The organism is Methylobacterium sp. (assembly GCF_019745455.1).
In the GTDB taxonomy this organism is placed as follows: Bacteria; Pseudomonadota; Alphaproteobacteria; order Rhizobiales; family Beijerinckiaceae; genus Methylobacterium.
This window is the reverse complement of sequence record NZ_JAIETD010000124.1, coordinates 46335-70608: the sequence shown is the minus strand read 5'-3', so window position 1 is coordinate 70608 and position 24274 is coordinate 46335. Positions and strand designations below refer to the sequence as shown.

The window sequence follows — 24274 nt, the reverse complement described above, 5'->3', positions numbered from 1 at the left end:
GATCGAATGCCTGATGAAGGCGCAGGTGACCGCGGCATCGACGAGGATCGTCGAGGGCGAGGCCCGCTATCTCAAGATCACCTGCGAGCGCCGCCACGCCGACTTCCGCCACCTGCGACGTGCCGGTTATGCCGCTGCGATCGTGCTGGTGCCCCGCGACGCGATCTGACCGATCCGCACTGCCTCGCGATGCGAAAATTCGACTTCGGCGTCGAACGCGCTGCCGATCTTCGCGCGCTGATCCGTCCCGCGCTGTCCGAGCGCGGAGCGGTCCTCGACATCTTTGGGGCAGCGTACTCGTCGAGCTGATCCATTGACCCAGCATTCGAGGAGGCTCGGTGGCGATTCAAGCCGCCTCGACGCCGAGCACCGATCGCGCCGCCGCCACCGCACGCTGGGCGCTGGCGTCCAGCATGGCGGCGGATTTCGTGGCGTCCTGTCTCTCCGCCTCCCGCTCGATGCGCTGGCAGAGCAGAGAGAGTTCGGCGAAGCCAAGCTGTCCGGCCGAGGAGGCCAGCGCATGGGCCTCCCGCATCAGGACCGGAGTGCCTCCCTCCGCGATCGAAGCGAGCCGGCGCTGAAGATCCGGAATGAAGGCGCGGATCAGCTCGGCGAGACGCTGCGGCCCGAGGAGGTCGGACATATCGGCGAGCATCGCGCGGTCGAGAATGTCGGCGCCCTCGGCGGTAGGCGCTTCAGACCTCGGCACCGTTGGAATGCCATCCTGCAATTCTCGACTTCCCCAGGTCTCGAGGATGGCCTTGAGCTGACGGGCGACGAAGGGCTTGCCGAGATGGTCGTCCATGCCGACGCTGCGGAAATGCGCGATGTCGTCGGCCATGACGTTGGCGGTCATCGCAACGATCGGGACCCGCGCATAGCGCTCGCCAAGAGCGCGAATCCGCTGAGTAGCCTCGATGCCGTCCATCACGGGCATCTGAATGTCCATGAGAACCAGGTCGTAAGGCGCGCGCTGGATCGCGTCGACGGCCGAGGCCCCGTCCGAAACCACATCGACCGCATGGCCCCACCGGCTCAGGAGGGCAATTGCGAGCTCCTGGTTCATCGCGACATCCTCGGCGAGGAGGATGTGCAGCGGCGGAATGTTGGAACGGGGCAACGCGGGCCCCGGCGCAGTCAGGTCCGGCGCGTCGGGCGGCGAAACCGGGAGGTCGAAGGCGAACCAGAAGGTGGAGCCGCGTCCTTCCTCGCTCTCGAAGCCGATGGCTCCCCCCATGAAACCCACGAGGCTCCGGCAGATCGAGAGGCCGAGGCCGGTGCCGCCGAACCGCCGCGAGGTCGAGCTGTCGGCCTGGCTGAACGGCCGGAAGATGCGATGGCGCTTGGCGGCAGGGATGCCGATGCCGGTATCGGTGACGCTGAACCGAAGCGACGCCCGCCCTTCATCGCAACGGTCGTCCTCCACGGCAACCACGATCGTGCCCTGCGCGGTGAACTTGATTGCATTCGAGAGGAGGTTGATCAGGATCTGACGGATCCGGACGTCGTCTCCGACCAGCATGGCGCCGTCGGCCATGGCTGGCAGCGCGACACGGAGCGGCAATCCCTTCTCGGCCGCCTGGTTGCGAAGGAGCTCGACCGTTCCCTCGACGAGATGGGAGAGCGAGAACGGCCGTGGGTCAAGGTCGAGTTGCCCGGCCTCGATCTTCGAGACATCGAGCACGTCGTTGACGATCGACAGGAGCGTACGGCTGGCATCGTGGATGATGCGGGCATGGCGCTCCAGGGTTGGCGTCGTCGGTTCGACGCCATCCAGCATCAGTCCGGAAAAACCGATGATGCTGTTGAGCGGTGTGCGCAACTCGTGGCTCATGGTGGCGAGGAACTCGGATTTGCTCCGCGCCGCCTGCTCGGCACTGCGCCGCGCCGCCTCCAGTTCGGCCGCCCGCCGGTTCTGGTCGGTCAGGTCGATGGCGATGCCGAGGAAGCCGAGCTCGGTCCCGTCCGGTGCGCGGAGCGGGCTGACGTTCAAGAGGATCGGCAGGCGATCGCCGGAGCTGGTCACATAGGTCCATTCCTCGGCGTTGGGCAGGCCGCGCTGGGTGCGCGCCACGATGACGCCGAAACCGGGCTCGATGGTTTCGGCGAACTCGGCGGAGAGTGACCTTGCACGCGCCACCATCTCATCGGGAAGGTGGAAGAGGGCAGGGGTGGCGACACCAAGGAGGTCGGCGGCGCGGTGACCGAGCATCCGTTCGGCGGCAGGGTTGAACAGGGTGATGATCCCGGCGGGGTCCGTCGCGATCACGGCATAGCCGGCATAGTTCAGGATCGCCGCCTGAAGGGCCGAAGACGCTTCGAGCTGAGCGGTCCGTTCGGCGACCTGCCCCTCTAGTGAGGCGTTTAACGCGCGAATGTGCTCCTCGGCCGCAAGCTGGTCGCTGATGTCGCGCGCCGTGATGGCCGCGCCGATCACAGTGCCGTCTGGCGCCCTGATCGGCGAGACGCTGACCAGCATGGGCAGCAGCGCGCCGTCGCTGCGCAGGCGACTGGTGCGCACATGAGGCACGAGGATACCGCCGCGAACCTTGTCGAGGATTTCGTCCTCCTCCGCCTGCAAGTCAGGGGGAAGGATGAGGTCGGCAATCCTGCGTCCCACGGCCTCGGACGCCGTGAACCCGAAGATGCGTTCGGCGGCGGCGTTCCAATCCGTGACGACGCCTCGCAGATCGCGGCCGATAATGGCGTCGTTCGAGCCTTCGACGATGGCCGCGAGGCGACTGCGCTCCACCGCCGCGAGCCGTCGGCGCTGGCGGCCGAATGCGCGCAGGGCGATGAATGCGGCGAGAATGACCGACGCGACGAAGACGAGCGCCCCGATGGCGGGCGGGCTCGGCAGGTTGAGGTTGCGGCGGAACTTAGGCCGGGCCTGAACGCCGACCTGCCATGTGCGTCCGAAAAGGGGCAGGGTGAGCTGACGAGACGGCTCGGCCGAATCCGCCCGTACCGGAGCCGTCGCGAAGAAGGGCTGATCCGCGTTTGTTCCGCGATCCGAAAGGGCGATGTCGAACGTGCCGTCCTCCATATCCAGCCCGTCCAGGACCTCGTCGATCACGAGTGGGACATAGGTCCACCCGATCGCAGCGAGGCGCCGCTCCTCTGGCGTTCCCACCGGCAGGCCCGGCCGATAGACGGGCAGGAAGACCAGCAAGCCCCGGCGTGGAACACCCAGCGCCTGAACCAATGTCAGCGGCGCGGACAAGGTCGGCAGCGCCCGGTCGATCGCGGCGATGGCCGTCGCGCGGCGGTTCTCGTCCGACGCCAGATCGAGGCCGAGGGCCTCGGCGTTCTGCGCCTGCGGTTCGATATACTGGATGACGAAGCGTTCACCCGAATGGGCGGCGAACTGGCGGATCGCGAAGTCCGGCGCGTCGTCCGCCCATGCGCGGGCGAGGAACTGCGCCTCGGCCTCCGGAGCCACCCGCCGGATGAACCCGAAACCGCGGGCACCCGGAAACTCCTGCTCGAGGTCGCGCGACTGGCCGTAGAGTCGAAACCGCTCCCGCGTCAGACTCTCCACGCCTGCGGCGATCACGGCACCGCGGGCGCCGCGCAAGCCGTACTGGAAGGTGGTCAGCCGCTGCTCGATCTGAACCACGGCGCGCTCGGCCAGGATGTCGAAACGTTCGGCGGCGAGGCGGACGTTTCTGGTGTCGACCCAGTAAGCCAGGAGAATGGCCGCCAGGAGACCCAAGGCGACGACGCTTGCCGCAGCGCTCCGGGGAGTCGGACCGGCCGAGTGCCTGTCCGGAGTCGGCGGCCGGGGAGTATGAGATGCCCCGAACCTGGGGAAATTTTCGGGAATGGGGCTGTCGTCGTCTCGCGGACGCGGTGCTGGAAGGGATCGGCGAGTGATCACGTCGGCAGGCCCCTGCTCGCACCTACTCCCGGCGGCCGCCGCGTCGCGAACGGCTCTGGTAGCACGAGGGGGTAAAGCCTCCGTCACCAATCGATCGGCCCCAAAGGAAAAGCGCCGGGCCGAAAACGATGGCCGGGCACGGTTTCTCAACCTCTGGCGCCGACCATGCGCGCGAGGAGAATCGACCATGACCGTCACCGCGAAGATCGACATGCCGCCGCGTTCGCCGGCAGGCCATGACATGGCGGCCTCGTCCTCGGACCGCCGCGGCGCGGTCCGGCGCAAGCTTGTCATCGAGATCTCCGCCGACCTGCACCAGCGGATCGTGGCGATCTGCGCGACCCGCCGCATCCCGGTGAACCAGGCTGTGCGCGAAGTGCTGGAGCGGACCTTCCCGGGCAAATAGCCTACGATTTGAAGGCCCTCGAGGGGGAACTCCTCGCCGTGTCCGCCGAGGGTCCTACGCCGCCGCTGCCGGGGCAGCGGCGCACGCTAAAGGCATGGAGCGGTGCGTTTCGCGACGAGGCCAGTCGTCCCGGCCATCCGTAGCCCGGCGACGTTCATGTCACCTTCCCGGCTGGCGGCTTCGGACCTGGAAGTTCGGGCCGCGCTCGCACGAAGATGACGCCCTCAGGCCGAATGATCGATCGGGAGACCAAGTGTGCGATCTGCGACAAATCTCCGTCCGGCGGAACGGCGCCGACCGGGTGAAGTTGTCCTCGCATACAGAGACAAATGATTGAGATGATTAGATGAAGAAGATCCTTACCTTCGCGGCTGCCAGCTGCCTTCTCGCGGCGCCGGCATTGGCTCAGACCGGCGTACTCGTCCGCGATCCGGGTCGGACCGGGACGGTCGTCCAGCAGCAGCCCAACACCACCGGCAACGATCCGAGCCTCGTGATCTCACGTGGGGCGACCGGTGCCGATACGATCGTCACGAATTCCGCGGCTGGCGGCAATGCGAGCCGGCCGGAGCAGGCGGTTCCGAACGGCAGTGCAAATGGCGGTGGCGGCGGCCGCTGATCGGCCTTTCCGCATTCCTGAAGACAAAAGGCCCCGCGGTCGTATGATCGCGGGGCCTTCTTGTATGGGGCTTGGCATCAAATGCCCGGTTCACGGTGATCTCTGCTTCGTGCCTATTCGTCGAAAAGGCTTGCGTACCAGCCGGCGTAGGACGTGTTTTTCGCCATGCGGCGGTTCTCGTCCGGCGCACCGTCGTCCCACCAGACCGGCCCGCGCTCGCCGAGTCCGTGTTTGGCAGCGTCGACCGCCTTCCTTGCCGAAGCGAGCGCCTCCGTGTCGCCTCGCCGCTTGGCTGCCAGAACTGCCCTTCGCCCGTCCATGAGGTCCTTCACGAGGCGATCGCGATCAGGGGGAGCGAGGTCCGGGCGCTGGCGGCGCCAGAGCCGGCCCCGCACGACGATGTAGCGCCCGTCAGGCGTCTCGACGATCGGCTTACCGGCCTGGCTCATTGCGTCTCGGCAGCCGTCACGACGCCTTGCAGGGTCACGGTACCCGGCGTAGCCAAGGCGATGGCGTATTCCACTGGCGACGGGACGGGCATGGTCAGCATCGCGATCCTCATCGGCACCCCCGACGGTACCCGCCTGATGGCGGCATCCTCCGAACGGAGTGCGGCGCTGATGGCGGAGGCCCTTTTGATCACTCTGGAGCGGGAAGAGCTACCCGCCCCGCTCTGGATCCAGTGCGCCGACGGGGACGTGGTCGAGCGACTCAATGCCTACCTTTCCGACCTGCAAGCCGACCTGGTCGGCGTCGAAGCGAGTTGAAAGGGCGGCTCAGCCGCCCTTTCTGTTTCGAGCTACTGGCCGCTTTCGGCAGCGGCGCGAAGCACGGGCGTCCAGCGCGCGACCTCGCTCTCGACGAGAGCCTGCAACGCCTTCGGGCCTTGCTCGGCCGCCGACGGCACAGTGCCGCCGAGGTCGAGGATGCGCTTCTTCGTGCCCGCATCGGCGAGTGCCTGAGCGAGTGAGTCCTGCAGCTTCTTGGCGACGTCCTGGGGCAGACCCTTGGGGGCGAAGACCGCGTTCCAGGCGCTGACCTCGTAGCCCGGCAGGCCGGCTTCCTTGGTGGTGGGGACGTCGGGCAGGGCCGGCGAGCGCTCGGGCGTCGCGATGGCGTAGGCCTTGATCGTGCCACCGGTGATCTGCGTGGCGACGTTGACGATCTGGTCGGTCATGAAGTCGACCTGACCGGCCATCAGATCGTTCAGCGCCGGGCCGGTGCCGCGATAGACGACCAGGGTCGGCTTTGCCGAGATGATCGAGTCGAACAGGATGCCGGTGGAGTGGGAGACCGAGCCGACGCCGGCATGGGCCTGGTTGACCTTGGGACCACCGTCCTTGACCGCGGCGACGAAGGCTTTGAGGTCGGCCGCCGGGAAATCCTTCTTGGCGACGATGACGATCGGCGTGCCGGCAGCGAGCCCGATCGGGTCGAAGCTCTTGGCCGGATCGTATTTGAGGCCCTTGAAGAGAGCCGGCGCGGCGCCGTGCGTGCCCATATGCCCCATCATGATGGTGTAGCCGTCCGGAGAGGCCTGCGAGGCGCGGGTGATGCCGGTCGTACCGCCGGCGCCCGAGACGTTCTCGATCACCACCTGCTGCCCGAGCGAACGGGACATCTGCTCGGCCACGAGGCGGGCGACGATGTCGGTCGGGCCGCCCGCGGCGAAGGGCACGACCATGGTGATCGGACGCTGCGGATATGTGTCGGCCGAGACCGGACCGGCAAGCACCAGGGCCGCGGCAGCAAGGCCAGCAGCGGATAGCGTGCGGCGCGTGAATGTTGGTGTCATGGCGTCACTCTCTTGTTTGTTGTCGTTGTCGGATCAAGCTTCGGTGAAGACCTCGTCGCGGCTCTTGCGCAGCTTCGGCGTCAAGGCGAGGGCAAGCATCGCCACCGAGATCAGCAGGAGAACGGCGGTGACCGGCCGTTCGAAGAAAACCATCGGGTCACCACGCGACAGGGTCAGCGACCGGCGCAGGTACTCTTCCATCAGGCGGCCGAGGACGAAGCCGAGAAGCAGCGGCGCCGGCTCGAAGCCGAGCTTGATCAGGGCGTAGCCGACCACTCCGAAGAACGCGATGAACATCACGTCGGTGGGCAGTGAATTGATCGAGTAGATGCCGATCGAGCAGAACATCAGGATCGCCGGGAACATCAGCCGATAAGGCACCTTGAGAAGCCTTACCCAGAGGCCGACGAGCGGCAGGTTGATGATCAGCAGCATTAGGTTGCCGATCCACATCGAGGCGATCATGCCCCAGAACAGGTTGGGGTTCTTGGTCATCACGCCCGGGCCCGGGATGATGCCGTGGATCGTCATGGCTCCGACCATGAGGGCCATCACCGCGTTCGGCGGGATGCCGAGCGTGAGAAGCGGGATGAACGAGGTCTGAGAGCCGGCGTTGTTGGCGCTCTCGGGGCCGGCCACGCCTTCGATGGCCCCGTGCCCGAACCGGCTCGGGTCCTTGGCGAGGCGCTTCTCGATGGCATAGGAGGCGAACGGACCGAGGACGGCGCCGTTGCCCGGCAGAATGCCGAGGATCGATCCGATGGCGGTACCGCGCAGAACCGAGGGCGCGGCCTGCTTCAACTCGGCGCGGCCTGGCAGGAGACGACCGATCTGCTGGCGGACCACCTCGCGAGTCTCGGTCTGGTCCAGGTTGCGCAGGATCTCGGCGACGCCGAAAAGGCCCATGGCGAGCACGGAGAAATCGACCCCGTCGGCGAGGAAGTTCAAGCCGAACGTCATACGTTCCTGGCCGGTCTCGAGGTCGGTGCCGACCGATGCGAGCAGGATGCCCACGAGGATCATCGCGACCGCCTTCAGGACCGAGCCACGGGCCAGGACCACGGCGAAGACGAGTCCCATCACCATCAGGGCGAAGTACTCCGCCGGGCCGAAGATCATGGCGAGGCCGGTGAGTGGCGCGCCGAGCGCGGCGATGAGCAGCGTCGCCACGGTGCCTGCGAAGAACGAGCCCATCGCGGCGATGCCGAGCGCGATGCCGGCCCGGCCCTGTCGGGCCATCTGGTGTCCGTCGAGGGTGGTGATGACCGAGGTCGCCTCGCCCGGAATGTTGACGAGGATGGCGGTGGTCGAACCGCCATACTGCGCCCCGTAATAGATGCCGGCGAGCATGATCAGCGCGCCGACGGGGTCGAGCCCGAAGGTGATCGGCAGCAGCATCGCGATCGTCGCGATCGGTCCGACGCCAGGCAGCACGCCGATCAGGGTGCCGACGAGGCAGCCGAGGAAGCACAGGCCGAGATTCTGAAATGTCAGCGCGACGCTGAAGCCGAGCCCGAGATTGGCGAGGAGGTCGGTCATGTCGCTCGTCTCAGGTCGTCAGCGAATGGGTAGCGACGTCGACCGGCCGGCGGCGATTGGCGCCGCGCCTGAGGGCGATAAGGCCAAGACCGAGGATGATCAGCACGCCGACGGCGATCCGCAGCAGGAGGCGCGTCGAGATCGAACCCGAAACCGCCTCGATCACCACCGTCGGAAAGATCGGGATCGGCAGGTTGAGGAGATCGCCGAACAGCAGCATGCAGCCGGCGGTGAGGAGCAGGGCGAGGATCACGAGCTCGCCGAAACGCGCCTCGGGGCTGGCATAGCCGCCGATCATGATGGCGAGGGGACCGGCGACGATGAGGCCCAGACCAGGGGTCATGAAGGAGCCGATGCCGACCGGACGGATGGTCACCGCGAAGGCGATGATGGCCAGGACCACGACGAAGAGGCCGCGCCACGCCACCGGTGGGATCGGGTCGCCATCCTTGACGAAGGCGGCCGCGAGGAGGGCGACACCGCAGGTTGCCACTCCGATTCCGAGCCAGCGCGGCATCAGTCCAGGGCCCATGGCACCGAGGGTGCCCTGCGGCAGGTCGCCTCCCGCCCAGACCGCGAAGACGCCGAGCGCGAGAAGTCCGAGACCTGCCGCCAGGCTTTGCGGACCACGCACCAAGCCATGACGGCCGGAGCCCCCTTTGGGCTCGCTCATGACATTTCCTCCGATACCATCATTACTTAAGTCCGCCTCTTCGGGCGGATCCGAAAGGGTGGCAGAACCTGCCTTGAGCACAATCCTTATAAGGCGTCGCGCCCAAGGCCAAGCCTTGCTTCTGCCGTCTTTATAGGCGGCTCGGGCCGGCCTCAGGCCGGCCTCGATCGAAGCGTGAGCTCACTCTGTCTGAACGCCGGCGTCCTTCACCACGGGCGCCCATTTGGCGACCTCGGCCTTCACGTGGTCGGCGAGGGCCTCAGGTGTCGAGCTGACCACGGTGGCGCTGAACGCCTTCATCCGCTCGATCACGACCGGGTCCGCCAGCGCCTTGAGGGCGGCGGCGTTGAGCGCGTCGATGATCGGGCGCGGCGTGTTCGGCGGCGCGAACAGCGCGTTCCAGGTGTAGGTCTCGTAGCCGGGAAGTCCCGCCTCGGCCATGGTCGGCACATCGGGGAACGACGACGCGCGCTCCTTGGTCGTGACCGCCAGCGCCCGCAGGGTGCCCGCCTTGATGAACTCAGAGGCGGAAGGAAGGTTGTCGAACTGGATCGGCACCTGGCCGGCGACCACGTCGTTGAGGGCGGGGCCGGAGCCGCGATAGGGGATGTGCTGCATCTTCACCCCGGCCATGCTCTTGAACAATTCGCCCGAGAGGTGGAGCGGGGTGCCGAGGCCCGACGAGGCGTAGTTGTACTTCGCAGGATCGGCCTTCACCAGCGCGATCAGCTCCTTGACCGTATTTGCCGGCAGCTTCGGATTGACGATCAGGACGTTGGGGATCACCGCGAGCAGCGAGACGGGCGCGAAGTCGGCGACCGGGTCGTAGGGCTTGCGCTTGAGCATGAGCGGGTTGAGCGCATGGGTCGCCACCGTGCCCATCAGGATCGAGTAGCCGTCGGGCTCGGCCTTGGCGATGCGGGCCGCGCCGACATTGCCGCCGGCCCCGACCACGTTCTCAACCACAACCTGCTGGCCGAGCACATCCGACATCTTCTGCGCCACGAGGCGCCCGACGACGTCGGTCGAGCCCCCGGCAGCGAAGGGCACGACGAGGGTGATCGGGCGGCTTGGATAGGGGGCCTGGGCTGCGGCCGGAGCGGCGAGGCCGATCGTGGCTGCGGCGAGGCCGAGCAGAAGCGTACGGCGTACCGGTGTCGGGACGGTCATTCTTGGCGTTTCCCTCGTTGTCGTTGCCGTTACTTTACACGGCGCTGAGCAGGAGGGAATGAAGACGCTCGATTCTACACAGGGTTGGCCGGGATGAGGACGCTGGGCCTAATCCGTTGGCGTGTGGTTCGGGCGCCGGGTGAAGCATCGGCGACGAGATATGGGAGACGGTGCCCCCAGCTTTCCTGAGCATAAGCAGGGCTTGGAGCGGAGCTTTTGGCCTTCTTGCTTCGTCATATGCAGCCCTTCTCCGTTGTGAGCCCTTGCTGCGATGCGAACCGTCGCAGCGCCCTCAGCACGCCGCCACGTTCACTGCGAGCCCGCCCAGCGACGTCTCCTTGTACTTCGTCTGCATGTCCGCGCCGGTCTGGCGCATGGTCTCGATCACCGCGTCGAGGCTGACATGGTGGATGCCGTCGCCGCGCAGGGCCAGGGAGGCCGCGACGATGGCCTTGTTCGCGCCGAAGGCGTTGCGCTCGATGCAGGGGATCTGGACGAGGCCACCGATCGGGTCGCAGGTCATGCCGAGGTGGTGCTCCATGGCGATCTCGGCAGCATTCTCGATCTGCCGCGGGTTCGCGCCCAGGAGGGCAGCGAGCCCGGCCGCAGCCATCGAGGCGGCCGAGCCGACCTCTCCCTGGCAGCCGACCTCCGCGCCTGAGATCGAGGCCCTGCGCTTGATCAGGCCGCCGATGGCAGCCGCCGTGAGGAGAAAATCGCGGCAACGCTCGGGCGACCAGTCGGGGCAGAAGTCGCGGGCGTAGCGGAGAACGGCGGGCACGATGCCGGCGGCGCCGTTGGTCGGCGCCGTGACCACCCGGCCGCCGGCGGCGTTCTCCTCGTTGACCGCGATGGCGAACAGGCTGACCCAGTCGAGGATCTCGTGCGCGGCCCGGCTGTTCGAGAGACGACCCGCTTCGAGCTGGTCGTAAATCGCCTTGGCGCGTCGACGGACCCGCATGCCACCGGGAAGGACCCCGTCCATGCGCATGCCGCGATCGATGCAGGCGAACATCGCCGCCGCAATGGCATCGAGCCTGGCCTCGACCTCGGCGAGCGGGCGCAGCCCGCATTCGTTGGCAAGTTGGACCTCGGCCACGGTGAAGCCGGTCCGCGCGCAGACCTCGAGCAGCTCCTCGCCGCTGTGAAACGGATGAGCCGCCGTCGAGACCGGGATCGCCCCCTCGCCCTCCGGCCCGCCGACAACGAAGCCGCCGCCGATGGAATAGACGATCTCCTCGGCGACGAGCCCGTCGTCGGCGTCGAGGGCGCGGAACCGCATGCCGTTCGTATGAACGGGCAGAAGCTCGGTGAGATTGAGGATGATGTCTTCGGCCGGATTGAACGCGATCCCGCCGCCGATGACCTTGTCGGCGGCAAGGCTCGCCATCAGGCCGGGAATCGCATCGGGATCGACGGTGTCCGGTACCTGGCCGAGCAGCCCGAGGCAGAGCGCCTTATCGGTGGCGTGGCCGCGGCCTGTCCACGCCAAGGAGCCGTAGATCTCGACCTCGACCCGTGCCACGCCGTCGCCGATGCGCTGGCGAAATTGCCCTGCGGCAATCATCGGGCCGACCGTGTGCGAACTCGACGGGCCGATGCCGATCTTGAAGAGGTCGAAGGTGCTGATCATTCCGGGGGAAACGGCCCGCGGCGCCTGACCCTCGCGGGCTGTTTCCAATGACATCACCGCGGCTCCCAGGCTGCCGGAGACGATTAGGTCCCGTACCAGCAAGTTCTACCCATCGATCACGACGCATCCGAGGCGTGTCTTGTTCGGCATCACGTCGGATTGTCGACGCTATCATGCTCACGAGATAGGCGAGGACGCCTAGATTCTGAGCCTCGTGACGCAACGCCTTCTATTTAAGCTCAAAAAAGCGCCTGGGGGTGCTCAAACGCACCTCCATTCGACGGCGATCGTCGCCATATTGCGGTGCACACAAGAACGCGACCCCAACCGAAAACCCGGTCGCGATATCATGAATGGATTGATGATGACCTCCCGTATCGTTTCCGCCGCGCTCGTCCTCGCCCTGGCTTCGGCCGGTGCCACGGCGCTCGCCCAGTCCTCCGGCGCGATTGGCAGCGCCGCGATGGAGAGCGGCACGACCCGCCTTGCCCCGCGCTTCCCGGCACCGCCCTCCTACGGCGCCGATGCCCTCACGAACCTGCGCGGCGACATCCTGACCACCGGCTCCATCGCCCAGCGCCAGCGCGAGACCCGCGCCCGCTGAAGCTTCGTCAGGCACCTTTACGCCCCACCGAGAAGCGCTCACCTCGCCTTGCGCTTCTCGAGCCATAGGCCGGTGGCGAGCGCGAGACCGATCACCGCCAGCGACATCGCCGTGGTGAGGGTGCCGAGGGCATAGATCTCCGGCGTCGTCACCGTGGTGGTCAGGCCCTGCAATTCGAGGGGCAGCGTGTTGCGCCCGCCGATGGCCTGGCTGGTTCGCGCAAGTTCGTCGAAGCTCAACGTGAAGCCGAACAGGGCGACGCCGACGAGGGACGGGGCGAGGATCGGCACCACGACGTGGCGCAGGGTCTGGCCACCGGTGGCGCCGAGGTCGCGCGCCGCTTCCTCGTAAGCAGGGCTGAAGCGGTTGAAGACCGCGAACATGATCAGCAGGCCGAAGGGCAGCGTCCAGGTCAGGTGCGCGCCGAGCGCCGACGAGTAGAGCCCCATCAGCGTGCCGTGGTCCTGCAGCCACCCCCAGCCGGTGGCGGCGGCGGCAGCCTTCATCGCGTCGTCGAGCAGCCGAAACTCCAGGCCGATCCCGAGGGACACTACGATGGAGGGCACGATCAAGCTCGCGACCGCGGTCGTGAAGAGGGCGCCCTCGCCGCGGAAATGCTTGCGGAAAGCGAGGCCGGCGAAGAAGGCGAGGACGACGGTCAGCACCATGACGACGAGGCCGAGCTTGAGCGAGCGCCAGAGCGCAGCCCAGATGTCGACCACGCCGACGCCGGCCCAGAGCTTTGAGAACCAATGGGTCGAGACGCCGTTCAGCGGGAAGGTCAAGCCTCCCTGCGGCCCTTGGAAACTCAGCACCAGGATCGTGAGCGTCGGCCCGTAGAGGAAGACGACGAAGCCCGCGAAGAAGGCGGCGAGCACGTAGAAGGCGGGACCACGCGGCCGGTCGCTCATGGGAAAACCTTGCGGTTTCGCACGACGATCCCGGAAAACCGGCAGCCACTTTCCCGCGTCATGCTCAAAGCTCCTTGCGCAAGTCGATGAGCCGGGTCATCGCGACGATCATCAGCATCACGGCGCCGAGGAGCACCACGGCGTTGGCCGCCGCGGCCGGGAACTGCAGCGACGACATCTGAACCTGGATGACCTTGCCGACCGAGGCGATCTGCTGCCCGCCCATCAGTCCCACGGTGACGAAGTCGCCCATCACGAGGGTGATCACGAAGATCGAGCCGATGGCGATGCCTGGCTTGGTCAGCGGCACCACGATATTCCACAAGGTCTGCCAGCCCGAGGCACCGGCATCGTAGGCGGCCTCCAGGAGCGATCGGTCGATCCGGGCCATCGAGTTGAAGATCGGGACGATCATGAAGACCGTGTTGAGGTGGACGAAGGCCAGCACCACCGAGAAGTCGGAATAGAGCAGTCCCTCGATCGGCCTGTCGATGATGCCGAGCCCGCGCAGGGTGTCGTTGACGAGGCCGTTGCGGCCGAGCAGCGGGATCCAGGAGATCATGCGGATCACGTTCGAGGTCCAGAACGGGATCGTGCAGATCAGGAACAGCACCATCTGGGTGCGGGGCGAGCGCACGTGGAAGGCGAGGAAATACGCCACCGTGAACCCGATGCCGAGGGTGAAGACCCAGGTCAGGAAGCAGAATTTCAGGGTCGAGAGATAGGTGCGCAGGGTGGTGCAGGGGTCCGATGTCGACAGGCAGCCATCGAACACGTCGATGTAGTTCTGCACCGTGAAGGCCGGGATGATCTCGTACTCGTTGTACTCCCAGAAGCTGACCATCAGCGTCAGGGCGAGCGGCACGATGAAGAACACCAGGAACACCAGCGCCATCGGCGCGGCCTGAAGGTACGCGAGGCGCCGTGCACGACGGGACGTCTTGGTCAGGCTCGGCGTCGCCGTGGCGGGAGCAACGGCAGGAGCGGTGAGGGCGATGTCGGTCATCGACGTTCCCCTCCCCTTTGCGGGAAGGGGGTAGGGGGGTGAGGGTTGCTGGGTGACCCGCCGCGGCGGCAAGCGGAACCACCCCCACCTCCTGTTCCTCCCCACAAGGGGGAGGAGCGCGCGTTCCGGAACGCAGCCATTCCCGTCACGCCGCGATGAACTCGTTCCATTTGCGGACCATGTAGGTGTTCTCGTCCATCACGGCGTTCCAGCAGGCGACGCCGCCCATGCGGTCCGCGAACGAGCCGCCGTCGCGCACGGCGCCGGCCTTCTCCAGGAGCGAGCCGTCGGGACCCTTGATGTCCTTCTCGGCCGGCTTGCCCTCCATCCAGAAGGCCCACTCGTAGGGCTCCATCTGGGTCTTGGCCGTCTCCAGCACCGCCGAGTAATAGCCCTGGCGATTGAGATAGGCCCCGGCCCAGCCCGACAGGAACCAGTTCACGAAGTCGTAGGCGGCATCGAGCTTCTTCCCGGACAGGGTCTTGGGCAGGCCGAAGCCCGAGGCCCAGGCGCGGTAACCCTCCTTGAGCGGCTGGTAGGTGCAGGCGACGCCCTGGCTGCGGACCTTGGTGACCGCGGGCGACCACATCGACTGGATCACCGTCTCGCCCGAGGCCATCAGGTTCACGGATTCGTTGAAGTCCTGCCACAGGGCACGGAACTGGCCGGCGCGTTTCGCCTCGATCAGCACCTTGATGGTCCGGTCGATCTCGGCCTTCGTCATGTTGCCCTTGTCGGGATAGGTGTAATCGCCCGACGCCTCGATCACCATCGCCGCATCCATGATGCCGATGGAAGGGATGTTGAGGATCGAGGCCTTGCCCTTGAACTCGGGGTTCAAGAGCTCCTTCCAGCTCGTGATCGGGCGCTTGATCAAGTCCGGGCGGATGCCGAGCGTATCGGCGTTGTAGGTCGTCGGGATCAGGGTGATCCACTCGGTCGGCGAGGACGCAAAGGTCTTGCCCGTCTGGCCCTCGAGGTAGAACACCTTCTTCGGGGCCGTGCCCTGGTCGCCGATCTTCTTCCCGTTCAATTCTCCCTTGGTGAAGACGGTGGTGATGTTGTCGGCCTGTTTGATGCGCCTTGCATCCATGCCCATCATGTTGCCCGAGGGGATGAGCTTCTTGAGGCTGAAATACTCGGAATCGACGATGTCGAACGAGTTCGGCTGCGTGATGACGCGCTTGGCCACCTCGTCGGTGACGACGGGGATGTACTCGATGATGATCCCGAGATCCTCCTTCACCTTGCGGGCGATGTCGGCCGATTGGTTCACGGCGGTGCCGAGGTAGCGCAGGGTCACCGGCTCGGCGGCGATGACGTTGGGAAAGCCGGTGATCGGCCCTGCGCCCAGCATCACACCGGTGGCGCCGGCACCCTGGAGCAATGTGCGGCGGCTCAGCTTGATCTCGGTCATCGTCGATTCTCTCGGTCGGGAGGGAAGAAGATATCAGGCGGAGAGCCGGTGCGCGGCCTCGGCATCCCAGCCGAGCGGCACGGTTTCCCCGAGGGCGACAGGGTTCGCGGCGAAGGCGTCGTCGTCGAGGATCGCCGTCAGGGGTCCGGCCTCGCTCATGCCGTCGGCTTCGAGCCCGACATGGACGGTGCTGCCCTGGTACTCCACGGAGACGATCCGGGCCGGCCGCGCGGCGGCGCCGGCTTGCGCTCCGAGCCGCATCCGGTCGGCGCGCACGGCGATGGGCGCCTCGCCAGGAAGCGCGATGATGTTGTGGCCGCCGATGAACTTGGCGACGAAGGCCGAGGCCGGACGCTCGAACACGTCGCGCGGGGTTCCGGCCTGCTCGATCCGGCCGCCATTCATCACCACGGCGAGGTCGGACAGCGCCATCGCCTCCTCCTGGCTGTGGGTGACATGGATGAAGGTGAGGCCGAGCTCCTTCTGAATTCGTTTCAGCTCGGTCCGCATCCTGACCCGCAGGAACGGGTCGAGGGCCGAGAGCGGCTCGTCGAGGAGGAGCACCTTGGGTCCGGTGACCAGCGCGCGGGCGAGCGCCACGCGTTGCTGCTGGCCACCGGAGAGCTGAGCCGGCAGGCGCTCGGCAAGGTGGGACATCTGGACGAGGTCGAGCATCGCCATCGCCTTGGTACGCCGCTCGGCCTTGCCGATCCCGCGCATCTTGAGGCTGAAGGCAACGTTGTCGCGGCAATTCAGATGAGGGAACAGGGCGTAGCTCTGGAACATCATCGCGGTGCCGCGCTCGGACGGCGCAGCGTCGCCGACCGCACGAGGTCCGATCACCACGTCGCCGCTGGTCACCGTCTCGTGGCCGCCGATCATGCGAAGCGTCGTGGTCTTACCGCAGCCCGACGGCCCGAGCAGGCAGCAATAGTCGCCCGACCGGATCTTGAGGTCGATGCCGTCGACGGCGGCCGTGCCACCGTAGCGCTTGGTCAGCCGGATCAGCTCGACGTCCATGTGGCCCCCGTTTTCGCCGACATCAGCAAAGGTCGGGCCAGGGCGCGGCGAGTGTCCCGCTTACTGCCGCGCCGCCGGATCAACCGCCCTGTCGATCACCCGCCCGTGCCCGACATCCCCGGTCACCCGGCCATCCTCCGCGATGACTTCACCGCGTGCAATCGTCATCACCGGCCAGCCGGTCACGGCAAATCCCTCCCAGGGGGTGTAGTCGGCGCCATGGTGGAGCGCCTCCTGCCGGATCGTCTCGCGGCGGTTCGGGTCCCATAACGTCAGGTCGGCATCGAAGCCCGGGCCGATCGAGCCTTTCCGCGGATAGAGCCCGTAGAGCTTGGCGTGGTTGGTGGCGCTGAGTTCGACGAAGCGGTTGAGGGAGATCCGCCCGGCCGAGACCCCTTCGGAAAACAGGATGGGCAACCGCGTCTCGATGCCCGGGATACCGTTGGGCACCCAGCGGAACGAGGTCCGGCCCTTCGGGTTCAGCTTGCCGGCAGGGTCGTCGTATCGGAACGGGCAATGGTCGGAGGAGACCACGTCGAACAAACCGGTCTGGATTCCGCGCCAGATCGCCGCTTGGTTCGAGGCCTCGCGGGGAGGCGGCGAGCAGACGTATTTCGCCCCCGCCATCGGGTCGTCGGAGCCGAGACCCTTCATGTGGTCGGCGGTCAGAGTCAGGTATTGCGGGCAGGTCTCGGCGCGGATGTCGAGCCCGCGCGAGCGTGCCCAGGCGATCTGCTCCATCGCCTCCTCGCCCGAGACGTGGACGATGACGATGGGGAGATCCACGAGCTCGGCATGGGCGATCGCCCGGTGCGCCGCCTCGCGCTCCACCACCTGCGGACGCGACAGGGCATGACCGAAGGGCCGGGTCTCGCCCGCCTTCTCGAGCCGGTCGGTCATGTAGCGGATGGCATCGTAGCCCTCCGCATGGACCATGACGCGGGCGCCCTTGCTACGGGCAAGGTCGAACACATCGAGGATCTGGCGGTCGTTCAGCACCAGGTCGTCGTAGGTCATGAACACCTTGAACGAGGTGTAGCCCTCGGCGATCAGCGCCGGCAGCTCCTGGCCGAGCACCGCCGGCGTCGGGTCCGAGAGGATGAGATGGATGGCGACATCGATATGGCACTGGCCTTCGGCGAGCGCCCTGTAGGCGTGCGTCGCCTCGCGTAAGGACGCGCCCCGCGGCTGAAGCGCGAAGGGCATGACGCAGGTATTGCCGCCGGCCGCCGCCGCCCGCGTCGCGGAGGCGAAATCGTCGGCCATGACGATGCCGGGGCCTGACGCCTGAGCGATGTGGACATGGCTGTCGATGCCGCCGGGCAGGACGAGGAGCCCGCTCGCGTCGATGGTGCGGGCGGCATCGGTGACCTTGTCTGCCACCGCCGCGATGCGGCCTTCGCGGATGCCGAGATCGGCGCGGATCGTGTCGGTGGCGGTGACGATGGTGCCGCCGCGGATGGCAAGGTCGAATTTGGGCACGTTTCTCAGACCTCCAGGATTTTTCTAGGCGTCGACGCGGGCGATGATCGCCACCGGGCCGCCGCCATCCGGCCCCTGATGCTCGGCGCCGCCGGACACGAACAGGTCTGTCCGCCCGATCGCAGCGGCCGCCACTCCGCCGACCAGGGCCCGCGCATGGCGGGTCGCGTTGATGTCGCTGTCGTCGTTCATGATGTGACGCCGCCCCCGGATCAGGCCGTCATACGAGGGCTCGGCCTTGGCGAGGAAGGCGATCACGCGCTCGGAATCCGCCGGGCTCAGTTGCCCGGCTCCTGAAAAGCCGAGATCGGCAAGAGCACCGTGGATCGCTCCAAGATCGATGCCGTCGCGCATGACCCGGTGGGCAATCCGATAGGGGCCGCTCCAGCCGGGTGCTTGCCCGAGCACGATGACCTCGTTGCGCATCAGTTCGATCCCGGCGGAGGCGCTGGCGCGGCCGGACCACAGGTCGCGGGCAACGCCGATCGCCTCATCGTCTAGGGCAGACCGGGCGATTTCACCGAGCGCAAGGCCGATGCCCAGGGCAGAGGCGCCGCGCGATAGGCCCATCGAGGCGTAGGTGTCGTGGGTGGCGACGCCGTGCCCGCGGGCAGCGGCCTCGGCGATGCGCGCGCTTGTGAGGAGCGGGCATTTCACCTGGACGAAATGCACGTCCGCCTCCGACGCGATGCCGGCCTGCGCCATGGCGCTCGCCACTGCCTCGGCGGTCGCCTCGACCTGCGCCATGCGGCCGATCTCTTCGGGCAGGAAGTCTCGCGAGAAGGCCGCACCCACCGCGAGGGCAGGGCCTTTCACGCCGGCCTCGCTCTCCCGCCGGGCGAGAATGAGGATATGCGGCGACAACCCGCCCTCGGTGCCGCCCGACATGACAAGAGCAACGCGGGCGGCCACGTCCGGCAGGGTGCAGCCGAGTGCCTCGGCGAGGAAAGCCTCGAGGGCCATCACCGAAAGCTGGCGGGTGAAATCGTTGACGCAGCCATTGCCCTCTGTCTTGCCGAAGATCGCGACGATCTCCTCCGGCCTGACCGCGCCATCGCCAATCAGGGTGCGCAGACCCGACACGTCGGCAGGATTGCCGGTCGGAACACGGAAGACGAGGCATTGCGGCATGATCGATTCCGGCATGAACTCCGCTGCCGATCTAGCGTATGCGGTGGGCATCGGGCGAGCACCGGATTGCGTGCAAGGTGCTGCCAAAAACAGCACGGTCGCGCACTCAATTGAGCAGCAACCCCGGATGAAAAGTCTCCGGCGCCCGTGATCTTGCGCCCTCGTTGCGAGAACGGCACGAGTCCCGCGTCAGGGTTTAGCGGACACCAACCGAGGAAGACGGCGACGCATGCACGAGACACGGCATAACCTGCGGGTCGATGGATCGCGCCTCTGGGCGATGATCCAAGAAACGGCGCGGTTCGGCGGCACGCCCGAGGGCGGCGTCGATCGGCTCACCCTGTCGGCGACGGACGGGCAGGTGCGGGACTGGTTCCGCGATGCCTGCGAAGCGGCCGGACTCGAAATCCATGTCGACGAACTCGGCACCCAGTTCGCCCTGCGCAGAGGCCGCGACATGAGCCTCGCGCCGGTAGCCTGCGGCTCGCACCTCGATACCCAGCCGACCGGCGGGCGCTTCGACGGCATCCTCGGCACGCTCGCCGGTCTCGAAGTGATGCGCACCCTCAATGATGCGGGGATCGAGACCGAGGCGCCGCTCATGGTGGTGAACTGGACCAACGAGGAGGGCTCTCGCTTCGCACCCGCCACCATGGCCTCGGCCGCCTATGCAGGCCTCTACACGGCAGAGGACATCCGCTCCCGCCGGGACGCGGCCGGGATCAGCGTCGGAGAGGCCCTCGACGCCATCGGCTATCGCGGCGGCGAGCCGACGGGTGCAAGGCCGATCGGCGCCTTCGTCGAACTGCATATCGAACAGGGACCGATCCTTGATGCCGAGGGTGAAACCATCGGCGTGGTCGACCGCTGCCAGGGTGTGGCCTGGTACGACGGCACGATCACTGGGTTCGAGAGCCACGCCGGGACGACGCCGATGCCGCGCCGTCGCGACGCCCAATGCGGCCTCGCCGAGATCGCCCTGGCAGCGGAGGCGATCGCCCTGGCCCACGCTCCCTCCGCCGTGGCGACGATGGGCGAGGCAGTGATCGCCGCGCCCTCGCGGAACGTCGTGCCGGGCCGCATCGCCTTCACTCTCGACATCCGTGATCCCGACCAGGGAACGCTCGATGCCATCGACGCGGCATTGCGCGAGCGCATCGCCGAGATCGGCACTCGCCGCAACCTCGCGATCACGCTCGACAAGATCTGGTCGCGGGCGCCGGTGGTGTTCGATGCGAGCGTCGTCTCGGCGGTGGAATCCGCGACGCGGGGGCTTGGACTTTCCCATCGGCGGATGGTGTCTGGCGCCCAGCACGACGCCTGCAATCTCGCCGACACGGTGCCGACCGCGATGATCTTCGTACCCTGCAAGGACGGAATCAGCCACAACCCGGCGGAATCGGCGACCCTGGCCGACTGCACTGCCGGCGCCGACGTCCTGCTCCAGACCCTTGTGGCGCTCGCGAACGCGCCTCAGGCCGGCTCGACGAGCAGCGTCTCGGGGATCGCGGCGAAGACGCAATCGGCCTCCGATCCGTCCTCGTAGGCGAGCATCGCGAAGGTGCCGGGTGTCTCGCGCGTCATCATGTGGGCGTGCCAGGCACCGGCCCGGTAGGTGAGGCCGACATGGCCGGGCACCGCGAAGGCGGTGAGCGTGCCCGGATCGGGCGCGCCATCGCGATCCTGCGCGACCACCACGACGTAGCCGGCGACGGAGAGCGGCAGGAAGCTCTGACTGGATAACGGGTGCTGCTCAAGGCGCCGCAGCGGCATGACGTCAGCGTAGGGCTCGCTGCGGATGAGGGCGAGGTTAGGCGGAACGGCCGGACGCCCGTTCCAGACCGGCGCGGCCCGGTCCTGGCGGGGAAGGGGGTCAGGCTCGGCGTGGAGCGTGCCGAAGCTCGCGAACAGGTCGGGCGCGATTGGCCGGATCACCAGGCGGATCGGGTCTCGGGGAGCGGGTGATGGCAGGGTCGTCATAAGCCTGTTCGTCTGTTGGCCGGGGCGCATTGGGTCCACGCAGTTTCCGCGCCGCCTGCGCCGCGGAGTTGGCCGCCCGCTTGCATACACCTTCCCGTCACAGTGCAGGGGAGGGTGTCATCAGTCAGTCGGCTCAGTTCACGCGTGCGGAAGCACAGTCCAACGGCCGGTCGAGCCGCCGATGGCTGCACCTGGGAGCCGCCCTGCTCCTGTCGAGCCTCGGTCCGTCCGCGGCCCAAGCACAGGGAACCCTGCGGATCGGCATGACAGCCTCCGACATTCCACTGACCACCGGCCAAGCCGACAATGGCGGCGAAGGCATGCGGTTCATGGGCTACACGGTCTATGACGGGCTCATCAACTGGGACCTGTCGAGCGCCTCGAAGCCGTCGGTCCTGATGCCCGGCCTCGCCGTGAGCTGGGGCGTCGACGGCACCGACAAGACCAGGTGGACGTTCAAGCTGCGCGAGGGCGTGACCTTCCACGACGGCTCGCCCTTCACGGCCGAGTCGGTGGTCTGGAACCTCGACAAGCTCCTCAAGAACGACGCGCCTCAATTCGATCCGCGCCAATCGGCGCAGGGTCGCTCGCGCATCCCGGCCGTGGCCAGCTACAAGGCGGTGGATGCGACGACGCTCGAAGTGGTGACGAAGTCGCCCGACGCGACGCTCCCCTACCAGATCGCATGGATCATGATCTCGTCCCCGGCCCAGTGGGAGAAGGTCGGCAAGAGCTGGGACGCATTCGCCAAGACGCCGGCCGGGACCGGGCCCTGGAAGCTCACCCTGTTCGCCCCGCGCGAGCGCGCCGAAATGGCGCCCAACAAGGAATACTGGGACAAGGCGCGGGTGCCCAAGCTCGACAAGCTCGTGCTGGTGCCGCTGCCCGAGGCCAATGCCCGTGTCGCGGCCCTGCGTTCGGGTCAGGTCGACTGGATCGAAGCCCCCCCGCCGGACGCCGTCGCATCGCTCAAGGGCGCCAAGTTCACCATCGTCACCAATGCTTATCCGCATAACTGGACGTGGCACCTGTCGCGGGCCGAGGGTTCGCCCTGGAACGACATCCGCATCCGCAAGGCCGCCAACCTCGCTGTCGACCGCGAGGGCATGAAGGAGCTCCTCGGCGGCCTGATGATCGCGGCGCAAGGGTTCGTGCCGCCGGGCCACCAATGGTTCGGCAAGCCGACCTTCAAGCCGACCTACGACCCGGAAGGCGCCAAGAAGCTCCTGGCGGAAGCGGGATACAGCCCGGCGAAGCCGGTCACGACGAAGATCCTGATCGCGCCTTCGGGCTCGGGCCAGATGCAGCCGCTGCCGATGAACGAGTTCATCCAGCAGAACCTCGCCGAGGTCGGGATCAAGATCGACTACGAAGTCGTCGAGTGGAACACCCTGATCAACCTCTGGCGCGGCGGCTCAAAAGCGGAGATGTCGCGCAAAGCGACAGGGATGAACTTCTCCTACTTTATCCAAGACCCCTTCACTGGCTTCATCCGTCACCTCCAGTGCAATTTGGCGGCGCCCAACGGCACTAATTGGGGCCATTACTGCGATCCGGAGATGGACAAGCTTTTCGACGAGATCCGCAATACCTTCGATCCGGCCGAGCAGGCCAAGGTGCTCGAGAAGGTCCACGAGAAATACGTCAGTGACGCACTGTTCCTGATGGTCGCCCACGACGTGAACCCGCGGGCGATGAGCCCGAAGGTGAAAGGGTTCGTCCAGGCGCAGAACTGGTTCCAGGATTTCTCACCGATCACCGTGGAGAAATGAGCGTCATGGTTCATTGCGAAGGACGGCACGCCTCGCGCGCACCGTCCCTCCCCCCAACGGACCTCGGGCTTGCCCGAGATCCGCACCTTGGTGCTCAAGTCGGACAGGCCCGTCTTGAGCGGGGGAGGGCAGCCCGCGAAGCGGGTCGGGACAGGAAAGCGCTGCGTTCGCCGGAGAGGTCGCGGTCCCTTCTCACGCCAGCTTCGCAGGCAGCCTTCCCCGTGTTGCGGAGAGGGTCGCCATCATGCTGAGCTTCATCCTCCGGCGCCTCGTCGCCGTGACGCCGGTGGCGCTCGGCGTCAGCGTCGTCTGTTTCATGCTGGTGCATCTCGCACCGGGCGATCCCTTGAGCGCGGTGCTCCCGGTCGACGCGACGCAGGAGACCATCGATTCCATGCGCGCCGCCTACGGCTACGACAAGCCACTGCCGGTGCAGTATTTCATCTGGCTCTGGCACGTGCTGCAGGGCGACCTCGGGACCTCGATCTCGAGCGGGCGCCCGGTGGTGTCCGAAGTCGGCCGCGCCGTCGTCAACAGCCTGATCCTCGCTTCGGTGGCGACACTGATCGGCTTCACCTTCGGCACCTTCTTCGGCTTCGTCGCCGGCTACTTTCGCGACTCCCTTCTCGACAGGCTGGCCTCGGCGGTATCGGTCTTCGGCGTCTCGGTGCCGCATTACTGGCTCGGCATGGTGATGGTGATCATCTTCTCGGCGACGCTCGGCTGGCTGCCGCCGACGGGTGCCGGGCCGGACGGCTCGGGCAACTGGCGGCCCGACTTCGAACACCTTCGCTACATGATCCTGCCGGCGCTCACGATGTCGGTGATCCCGATGGGCGTGATCGCCCGCACCATCCGGGCCCTCGTCGGCGACATCCTCTCCCAGGATTTCGTCGGCGCTCTGCGTGCCAAGGGCCTGTCGGAATTCGGCGTGTTCAAGCACGTCGTCAAGAACGCCGCGCCGACGGCCCTGGCCATCATGGGCCTCCAGCTCGGCTACCTCCTCGGCGGCTCGATCCTGATCGAGACCGTGTTCGCGTGGCCGGGCACGGGCTTCCTCCTCAACTCGGCGATCTTCCAACGCGACCTGCCGCTCCTTCAGGGCGCCATCCTGGTGCTGGCGATGTTCTTCGTCGCCCTCAACCTCATCGTCGACGTCGTGCAGACGGCACTCGACCCGCGCATCGAGAGGGGCTGATGGCCGGAACAACCACTCCCGTCACGGCCGGCATCGAC

General features: G+C 67.0%; 21 protein-coding genes. 7 read left to right on the top strand and 14 right to left on the bottom strand.

Translation table 11 applies throughout. From position 1 onward, the window contains the following. Positions 1 to 346 precede the first annotated feature (346 nt). A complete protein-coding gene (locus K2Y56_RS22070; protein ID WP_292512835.1) occupies positions 347 to 3715 on the bottom strand; it encodes a CHASE domain-containing protein in 3369 nt (1122 codons plus the stop codon). A 352-nt stretch (positions 3716 to 4067) separates the two neighbouring features. Here K2Y56_RS22070 and K2Y56_RS22065 point away from each other — a divergent pair, with 352 nt between their 5' ends. Together K2Y56_RS22065 and K2Y56_RS22060 are read left to right on the top strand one after the other, a co-directional pair. Further along, the gene (locus K2Y56_RS22065) at positions 4068 to 4286 is read left to right on the top strand and encodes a hypothetical protein (RefSeq protein ID WP_292512832.1); all 219 of its coding nucleotides are present in this window, start codon (positions 4068 to 4070) and stop codon (positions 4284 to 4286) included. A gap of 346 nt (positions 4287 to 4632) precedes the next feature. Then, on the top strand, positions 4633 to 4905 hold the full coding sequence (locus K2Y56_RS22060; protein WP_292512829.1) for a hypothetical protein: 273 nt from the start codon (positions 4633 to 4635) through the stop codon (positions 4903 to 4905). 113 nt (positions 4906 to 5018) lie between these two features. Here K2Y56_RS22060 and K2Y56_RS22055 read toward each other — a convergent pair whose 3' ends face one another. Beyond that, positions 5019 to 5354 carry a hypothetical protein gene (locus K2Y56_RS22055; protein WP_292512826.1) on the bottom strand — a complete coding sequence of 112 codons (336 nt, stop codon included), beginning with the start codon at positions 5352 to 5354 and terminating at the stop codon, positions 5019 to 5021. Positions 5355 to 5444: 90 nt separating this feature from the next. Between K2Y56_RS22055 and K2Y56_RS22050 the strand changes: the two genes are divergently transcribed. Further along, positions 5445 to 5672 carry a hypothetical protein gene (locus tag K2Y56_RS22050; protein WP_292512822.1) on the top strand — a complete coding sequence of 76 codons (228 nt, stop codon included), beginning with the start codon at positions 5445 to 5447 and terminating at the stop codon, positions 5670 to 5672. A 32-nt stretch (positions 5673 to 5704) separates the two neighbouring features. Here the strand turns inward: K2Y56_RS22050 and K2Y56_RS22045 are convergent, their stop codons facing one another. The 5 genes from K2Y56_RS22045 to K2Y56_RS22025 form a co-directional block, all read right to left on the bottom strand. Further along, on the bottom strand, positions 5705 to 6700 hold the full coding sequence (locus tag K2Y56_RS22045; RefSeq protein WP_292512820.1) for a tripartite tricarboxylate transporter substrate-binding protein: 996 nt from the start codon (positions 6698 to 6700) through the stop codon (positions 5705 to 5707). 33 nt (positions 6701 to 6733) lie between these two features. Continuing rightward, positions 6734 to 8239, bottom strand: a complete 1506-nt coding sequence (locus K2Y56_RS22040; protein ID WP_292512817.1) for a tripartite tricarboxylate transporter permease — start codon at positions 8237 to 8239, stop codon at positions 6734 to 6736. Positions 8240 to 8249: 10 nt separating this feature from the next. Then, positions 8250 to 8912, bottom strand: a complete 663-nt coding sequence (locus K2Y56_RS22035) for a tripartite tricarboxylate transporter TctB family protein (protein ID WP_292512814.1) — start codon at positions 8910 to 8912, stop codon at positions 8250 to 8252. Between the two features lie 180 nt (positions 8913 to 9092). Then, on the bottom strand, positions 9093 to 10082 hold the full coding sequence (locus K2Y56_RS22030; protein WP_292512811.1) for a tripartite tricarboxylate transporter substrate binding protein: 990 nt from the start codon (positions 10080 to 10082) through the stop codon (positions 9093 to 9095). Between the two features lie 292 nt (positions 10083 to 10374). Further along, the gene (locus tag K2Y56_RS22025) at positions 10375 to 11715 is read right to left on the bottom strand and encodes an L-serine ammonia-lyase (protein ID WP_292512846.1); all 1341 of its coding nucleotides are present in this window, start codon (positions 11713 to 11715) and stop codon (positions 10375 to 10377) included. Positions 11716 to 12076: 361 nt separating this feature from the next. On the opposite strand from K2Y56_RS22025, the gene K2Y56_RS22020 reads away from it, so the two are divergent. After that, on the top strand, positions 12077 to 12319 hold the full coding sequence (locus tag K2Y56_RS22020; RefSeq protein WP_292512807.1) for a hypothetical protein: 243 nt from the start codon (positions 12077 to 12079) through the stop codon (positions 12317 to 12319). 38 nt (positions 12320 to 12357) lie between these two features. Here K2Y56_RS22020 and K2Y56_RS22015 read toward each other — a convergent pair whose 3' ends face one another. The 6 genes from K2Y56_RS22015 to K2Y56_RS21990 all read right to left on the bottom strand — a co-directional run bounded on the left by K2Y56_RS22015 (position 12358) and on the right by K2Y56_RS21990 (position 19301). Beyond that, positions 12358 to 13230, bottom strand: coding sequence for an ABC transporter permease subunit (locus K2Y56_RS22015; RefSeq protein WP_292512804.1), 873 nt, complete (start codon positions 13228 to 13230; stop codon positions 12358 to 12360). 64 nt (positions 13231 to 13294) lie between these two features. Next, positions 13295 to 14236, bottom strand: a complete 942-nt coding sequence (locus K2Y56_RS22010; RefSeq protein WP_292512801.1) for an ABC transporter permease — start codon at positions 14234 to 14236, stop codon at positions 13295 to 13297. Positions 14237 to 14381: 145 nt separating this feature from the next. Then, positions 14382 to 15653 (bottom strand): extracellular solute-binding protein, encoded by a 1272-nt coding sequence (locus K2Y56_RS22005; protein WP_292512797.1) that lies wholly within the window; start codon positions 15651 to 15653, stop codon positions 14382 to 14384. 33 nt (positions 15654 to 15686) lie between these two features. Beyond that, entirely contained in the window at positions 15687 to 16673 is a 987-nt protein-coding gene (locus K2Y56_RS22000; protein ID WP_292512794.1) for an ABC transporter ATP-binding protein, read from the bottom strand. A 60-nt stretch (positions 16674 to 16733) separates the two neighbouring features. Continuing rightward, entirely contained in the window at positions 16734 to 18155 is a 1422-nt protein-coding gene (gene hydA, locus K2Y56_RS21995; protein ID WP_292512790.1) for a dihydropyrimidinase, read from the bottom strand. Positions 18156 to 18179: 24 nt separating this feature from the next. Next, positions 18180 to 19301, bottom strand: a complete 1122-nt coding sequence (locus K2Y56_RS21990) for a ring-opening amidohydrolase (protein WP_292512787.1) — start codon at positions 19299 to 19301, stop codon at positions 18180 to 18182. A gap of 214 nt (positions 19302 to 19515) precedes the next feature. On the opposite strand from K2Y56_RS21990, the gene K2Y56_RS21985 reads away from it, so the two are divergent. Then, positions 19516 to 20832 (top strand): Zn-dependent hydrolase, encoded by a 1317-nt coding sequence (locus tag K2Y56_RS21985; protein WP_292512784.1) that lies wholly within the window; start codon positions 19516 to 19518, stop codon positions 20830 to 20832. On the opposite strand, the gene K2Y56_RS21980 is transcribed toward K2Y56_RS21985, so the two are convergent. Then, positions 20760 to 21266 (bottom strand): ureidoglycolate lyase, encoded by a 507-nt coding sequence (locus tag K2Y56_RS21980; RefSeq protein WP_292512781.1) that lies wholly within the window; start codon positions 21264 to 21266, stop codon positions 20760 to 20762. The genes K2Y56_RS21985 and K2Y56_RS21980 overlap by 73 nt on opposite strands. Positions 21267 to 21529: 263 nt before the next feature. On the opposite strand from K2Y56_RS21980, the gene K2Y56_RS21975 reads away from it, so the two are divergent. Both K2Y56_RS21975 and K2Y56_RS21970 read left to right on the top strand, forming a co-directional pair. Next, positions 21530 to 23038 (top strand): ABC transporter substrate-binding protein, encoded by a 1509-nt coding sequence (locus K2Y56_RS21975; RefSeq protein ID WP_292512777.1) that lies wholly within the window; start codon positions 21530 to 21532, stop codon positions 23036 to 23038. A gap of 244 nt (positions 23039 to 23282) precedes the next feature. After that, entirely contained in the window at positions 23283 to 24236 is a 954-nt protein-coding gene (locus K2Y56_RS21970) for an ABC transporter permease (protein WP_292512774.1), read from the top strand. Positions 24237 to 24274: the final 38 nt, after the last annotated feature.

Bases quoted from the DNA above. Each gene is read 5' to 3' on its own strand.
- K2Y56_RS22020 (WP_292512807.1), top strand. From the start codon at position 12,077: ATGATGACCTCCCGTATCGTTTCCGCCGCGCTCGTCCTCGCCCTGGCT.
- K2Y56_RS22030 (WP_292512811.1), bottom strand. From the start codon at position 10,082: ATGACCGTCCCGACACCGGTACGCCGTACGCTTCTGCTCGGCCTCGCC.
- K2Y56_RS22050 (WP_292512822.1), top strand. From the start codon at position 5,445: ATGGTCAGCATCGCGATCCTCATCGGCACCCCCGACGGTACCCGCCTG.
- K2Y56_RS22000 (WP_292512794.1), bottom strand. From the start codon at position 16,673: ATGGACGTCGAGCTGATCCGGCTGACCAAGCGCTACGGTGGCACGGCC.
- K2Y56_RS21985 (WP_292512784.1), top strand. From the start codon at position 19,516: ATGCACGAGACACGGCATAACCTGCGGGTCGATGGATCGCGCCTCTGG.
- K2Y56_RS22045 (WP_292512820.1), bottom strand. From the start codon at position 6,700: ATGACACCAACATTCACGCGCCGCACGCTATCCGCTGCTGGCCTTGCT.
- K2Y56_RS22065 (WP_292512832.1), top strand. From the start codon at position 4,068: ATGACCGTCACCGCGAAGATCGACATGCCGCCGCGTTCGCCGGCAGGC.
- K2Y56_RS22035 (WP_292512814.1), bottom strand. From the start codon at position 8,912: ATGAGCGAGCCCAAAGGGGGCTCCGGCCGTCATGGCTTGGTGCGTGGT.
- K2Y56_RS22060 (WP_292512829.1), top strand. From the start codon at position 4,633: ATGAAGAAGATCCTTACCTTCGCGGCTGCCAGCTGCCTTCTCGCGGCG.
- K2Y56_RS22055 (WP_292512826.1), bottom strand. From the start codon at position 5,354: ATGAGCCAGGCCGGTAAGCCGATCGTCGAGACGCCTGACGGGCGCTAC.
- K2Y56_RS22040 (WP_292512817.1), bottom strand. From the start codon at position 8,239: ATGACCGACCTCCTCGCCAATCTCGGGCTCGGCTTCAGCGTCGCGCTG.
- K2Y56_RS22005 (WP_292512797.1), bottom strand. From the start codon at position 15,653: ATGACCGAGATCAAGCTGAGCCGCCGCACATTGCTCCAGGGTGCCGGC.
- K2Y56_RS21975 (WP_292512777.1), top strand. From the start codon at position 21,530: ATGACAGCCTCCGACATTCCACTGACCACCGGCCAAGCCGACAATGGC.
- K2Y56_RS21990 (WP_292512787.1), bottom strand. From the start codon at position 19,301: ATGCCGGAATCGATCATGCCGCAATGCCTCGTCTTCCGTGTTCCGACC.
- K2Y56_RS22015 (WP_292512804.1), bottom strand. From the start codon at position 13,230: ATGAGCGACCGGCCGCGTGGTCCCGCCTTCTACGTGCTCGCCGCCTTC.
- K2Y56_RS22010 (WP_292512801.1), bottom strand. From the start codon at position 14,236: ATGACCGACATCGCCCTCACCGCTCCTGCCGTTGCTCCCGCCACGGCG.
- K2Y56_RS21970 (WP_292512774.1), top strand. From the start codon at position 23,283: ATGCTGAGCTTCATCCTCCGGCGCCTCGTCGCCGTGACGCCGGTGGCG.
- K2Y56_RS21980 (WP_292512781.1), bottom strand. From the start codon at position 21,266: ATGACGACCCTGCCATCACCCGCTCCCCGAGACCCGATCCGCCTGGTG.
- K2Y56_RS22025 (WP_292512846.1), bottom strand. From the start codon at position 11,715: ATGATCAGCACCTTCGACCTCTTCAAGATCGGCATCGGCCCGTCGAGT.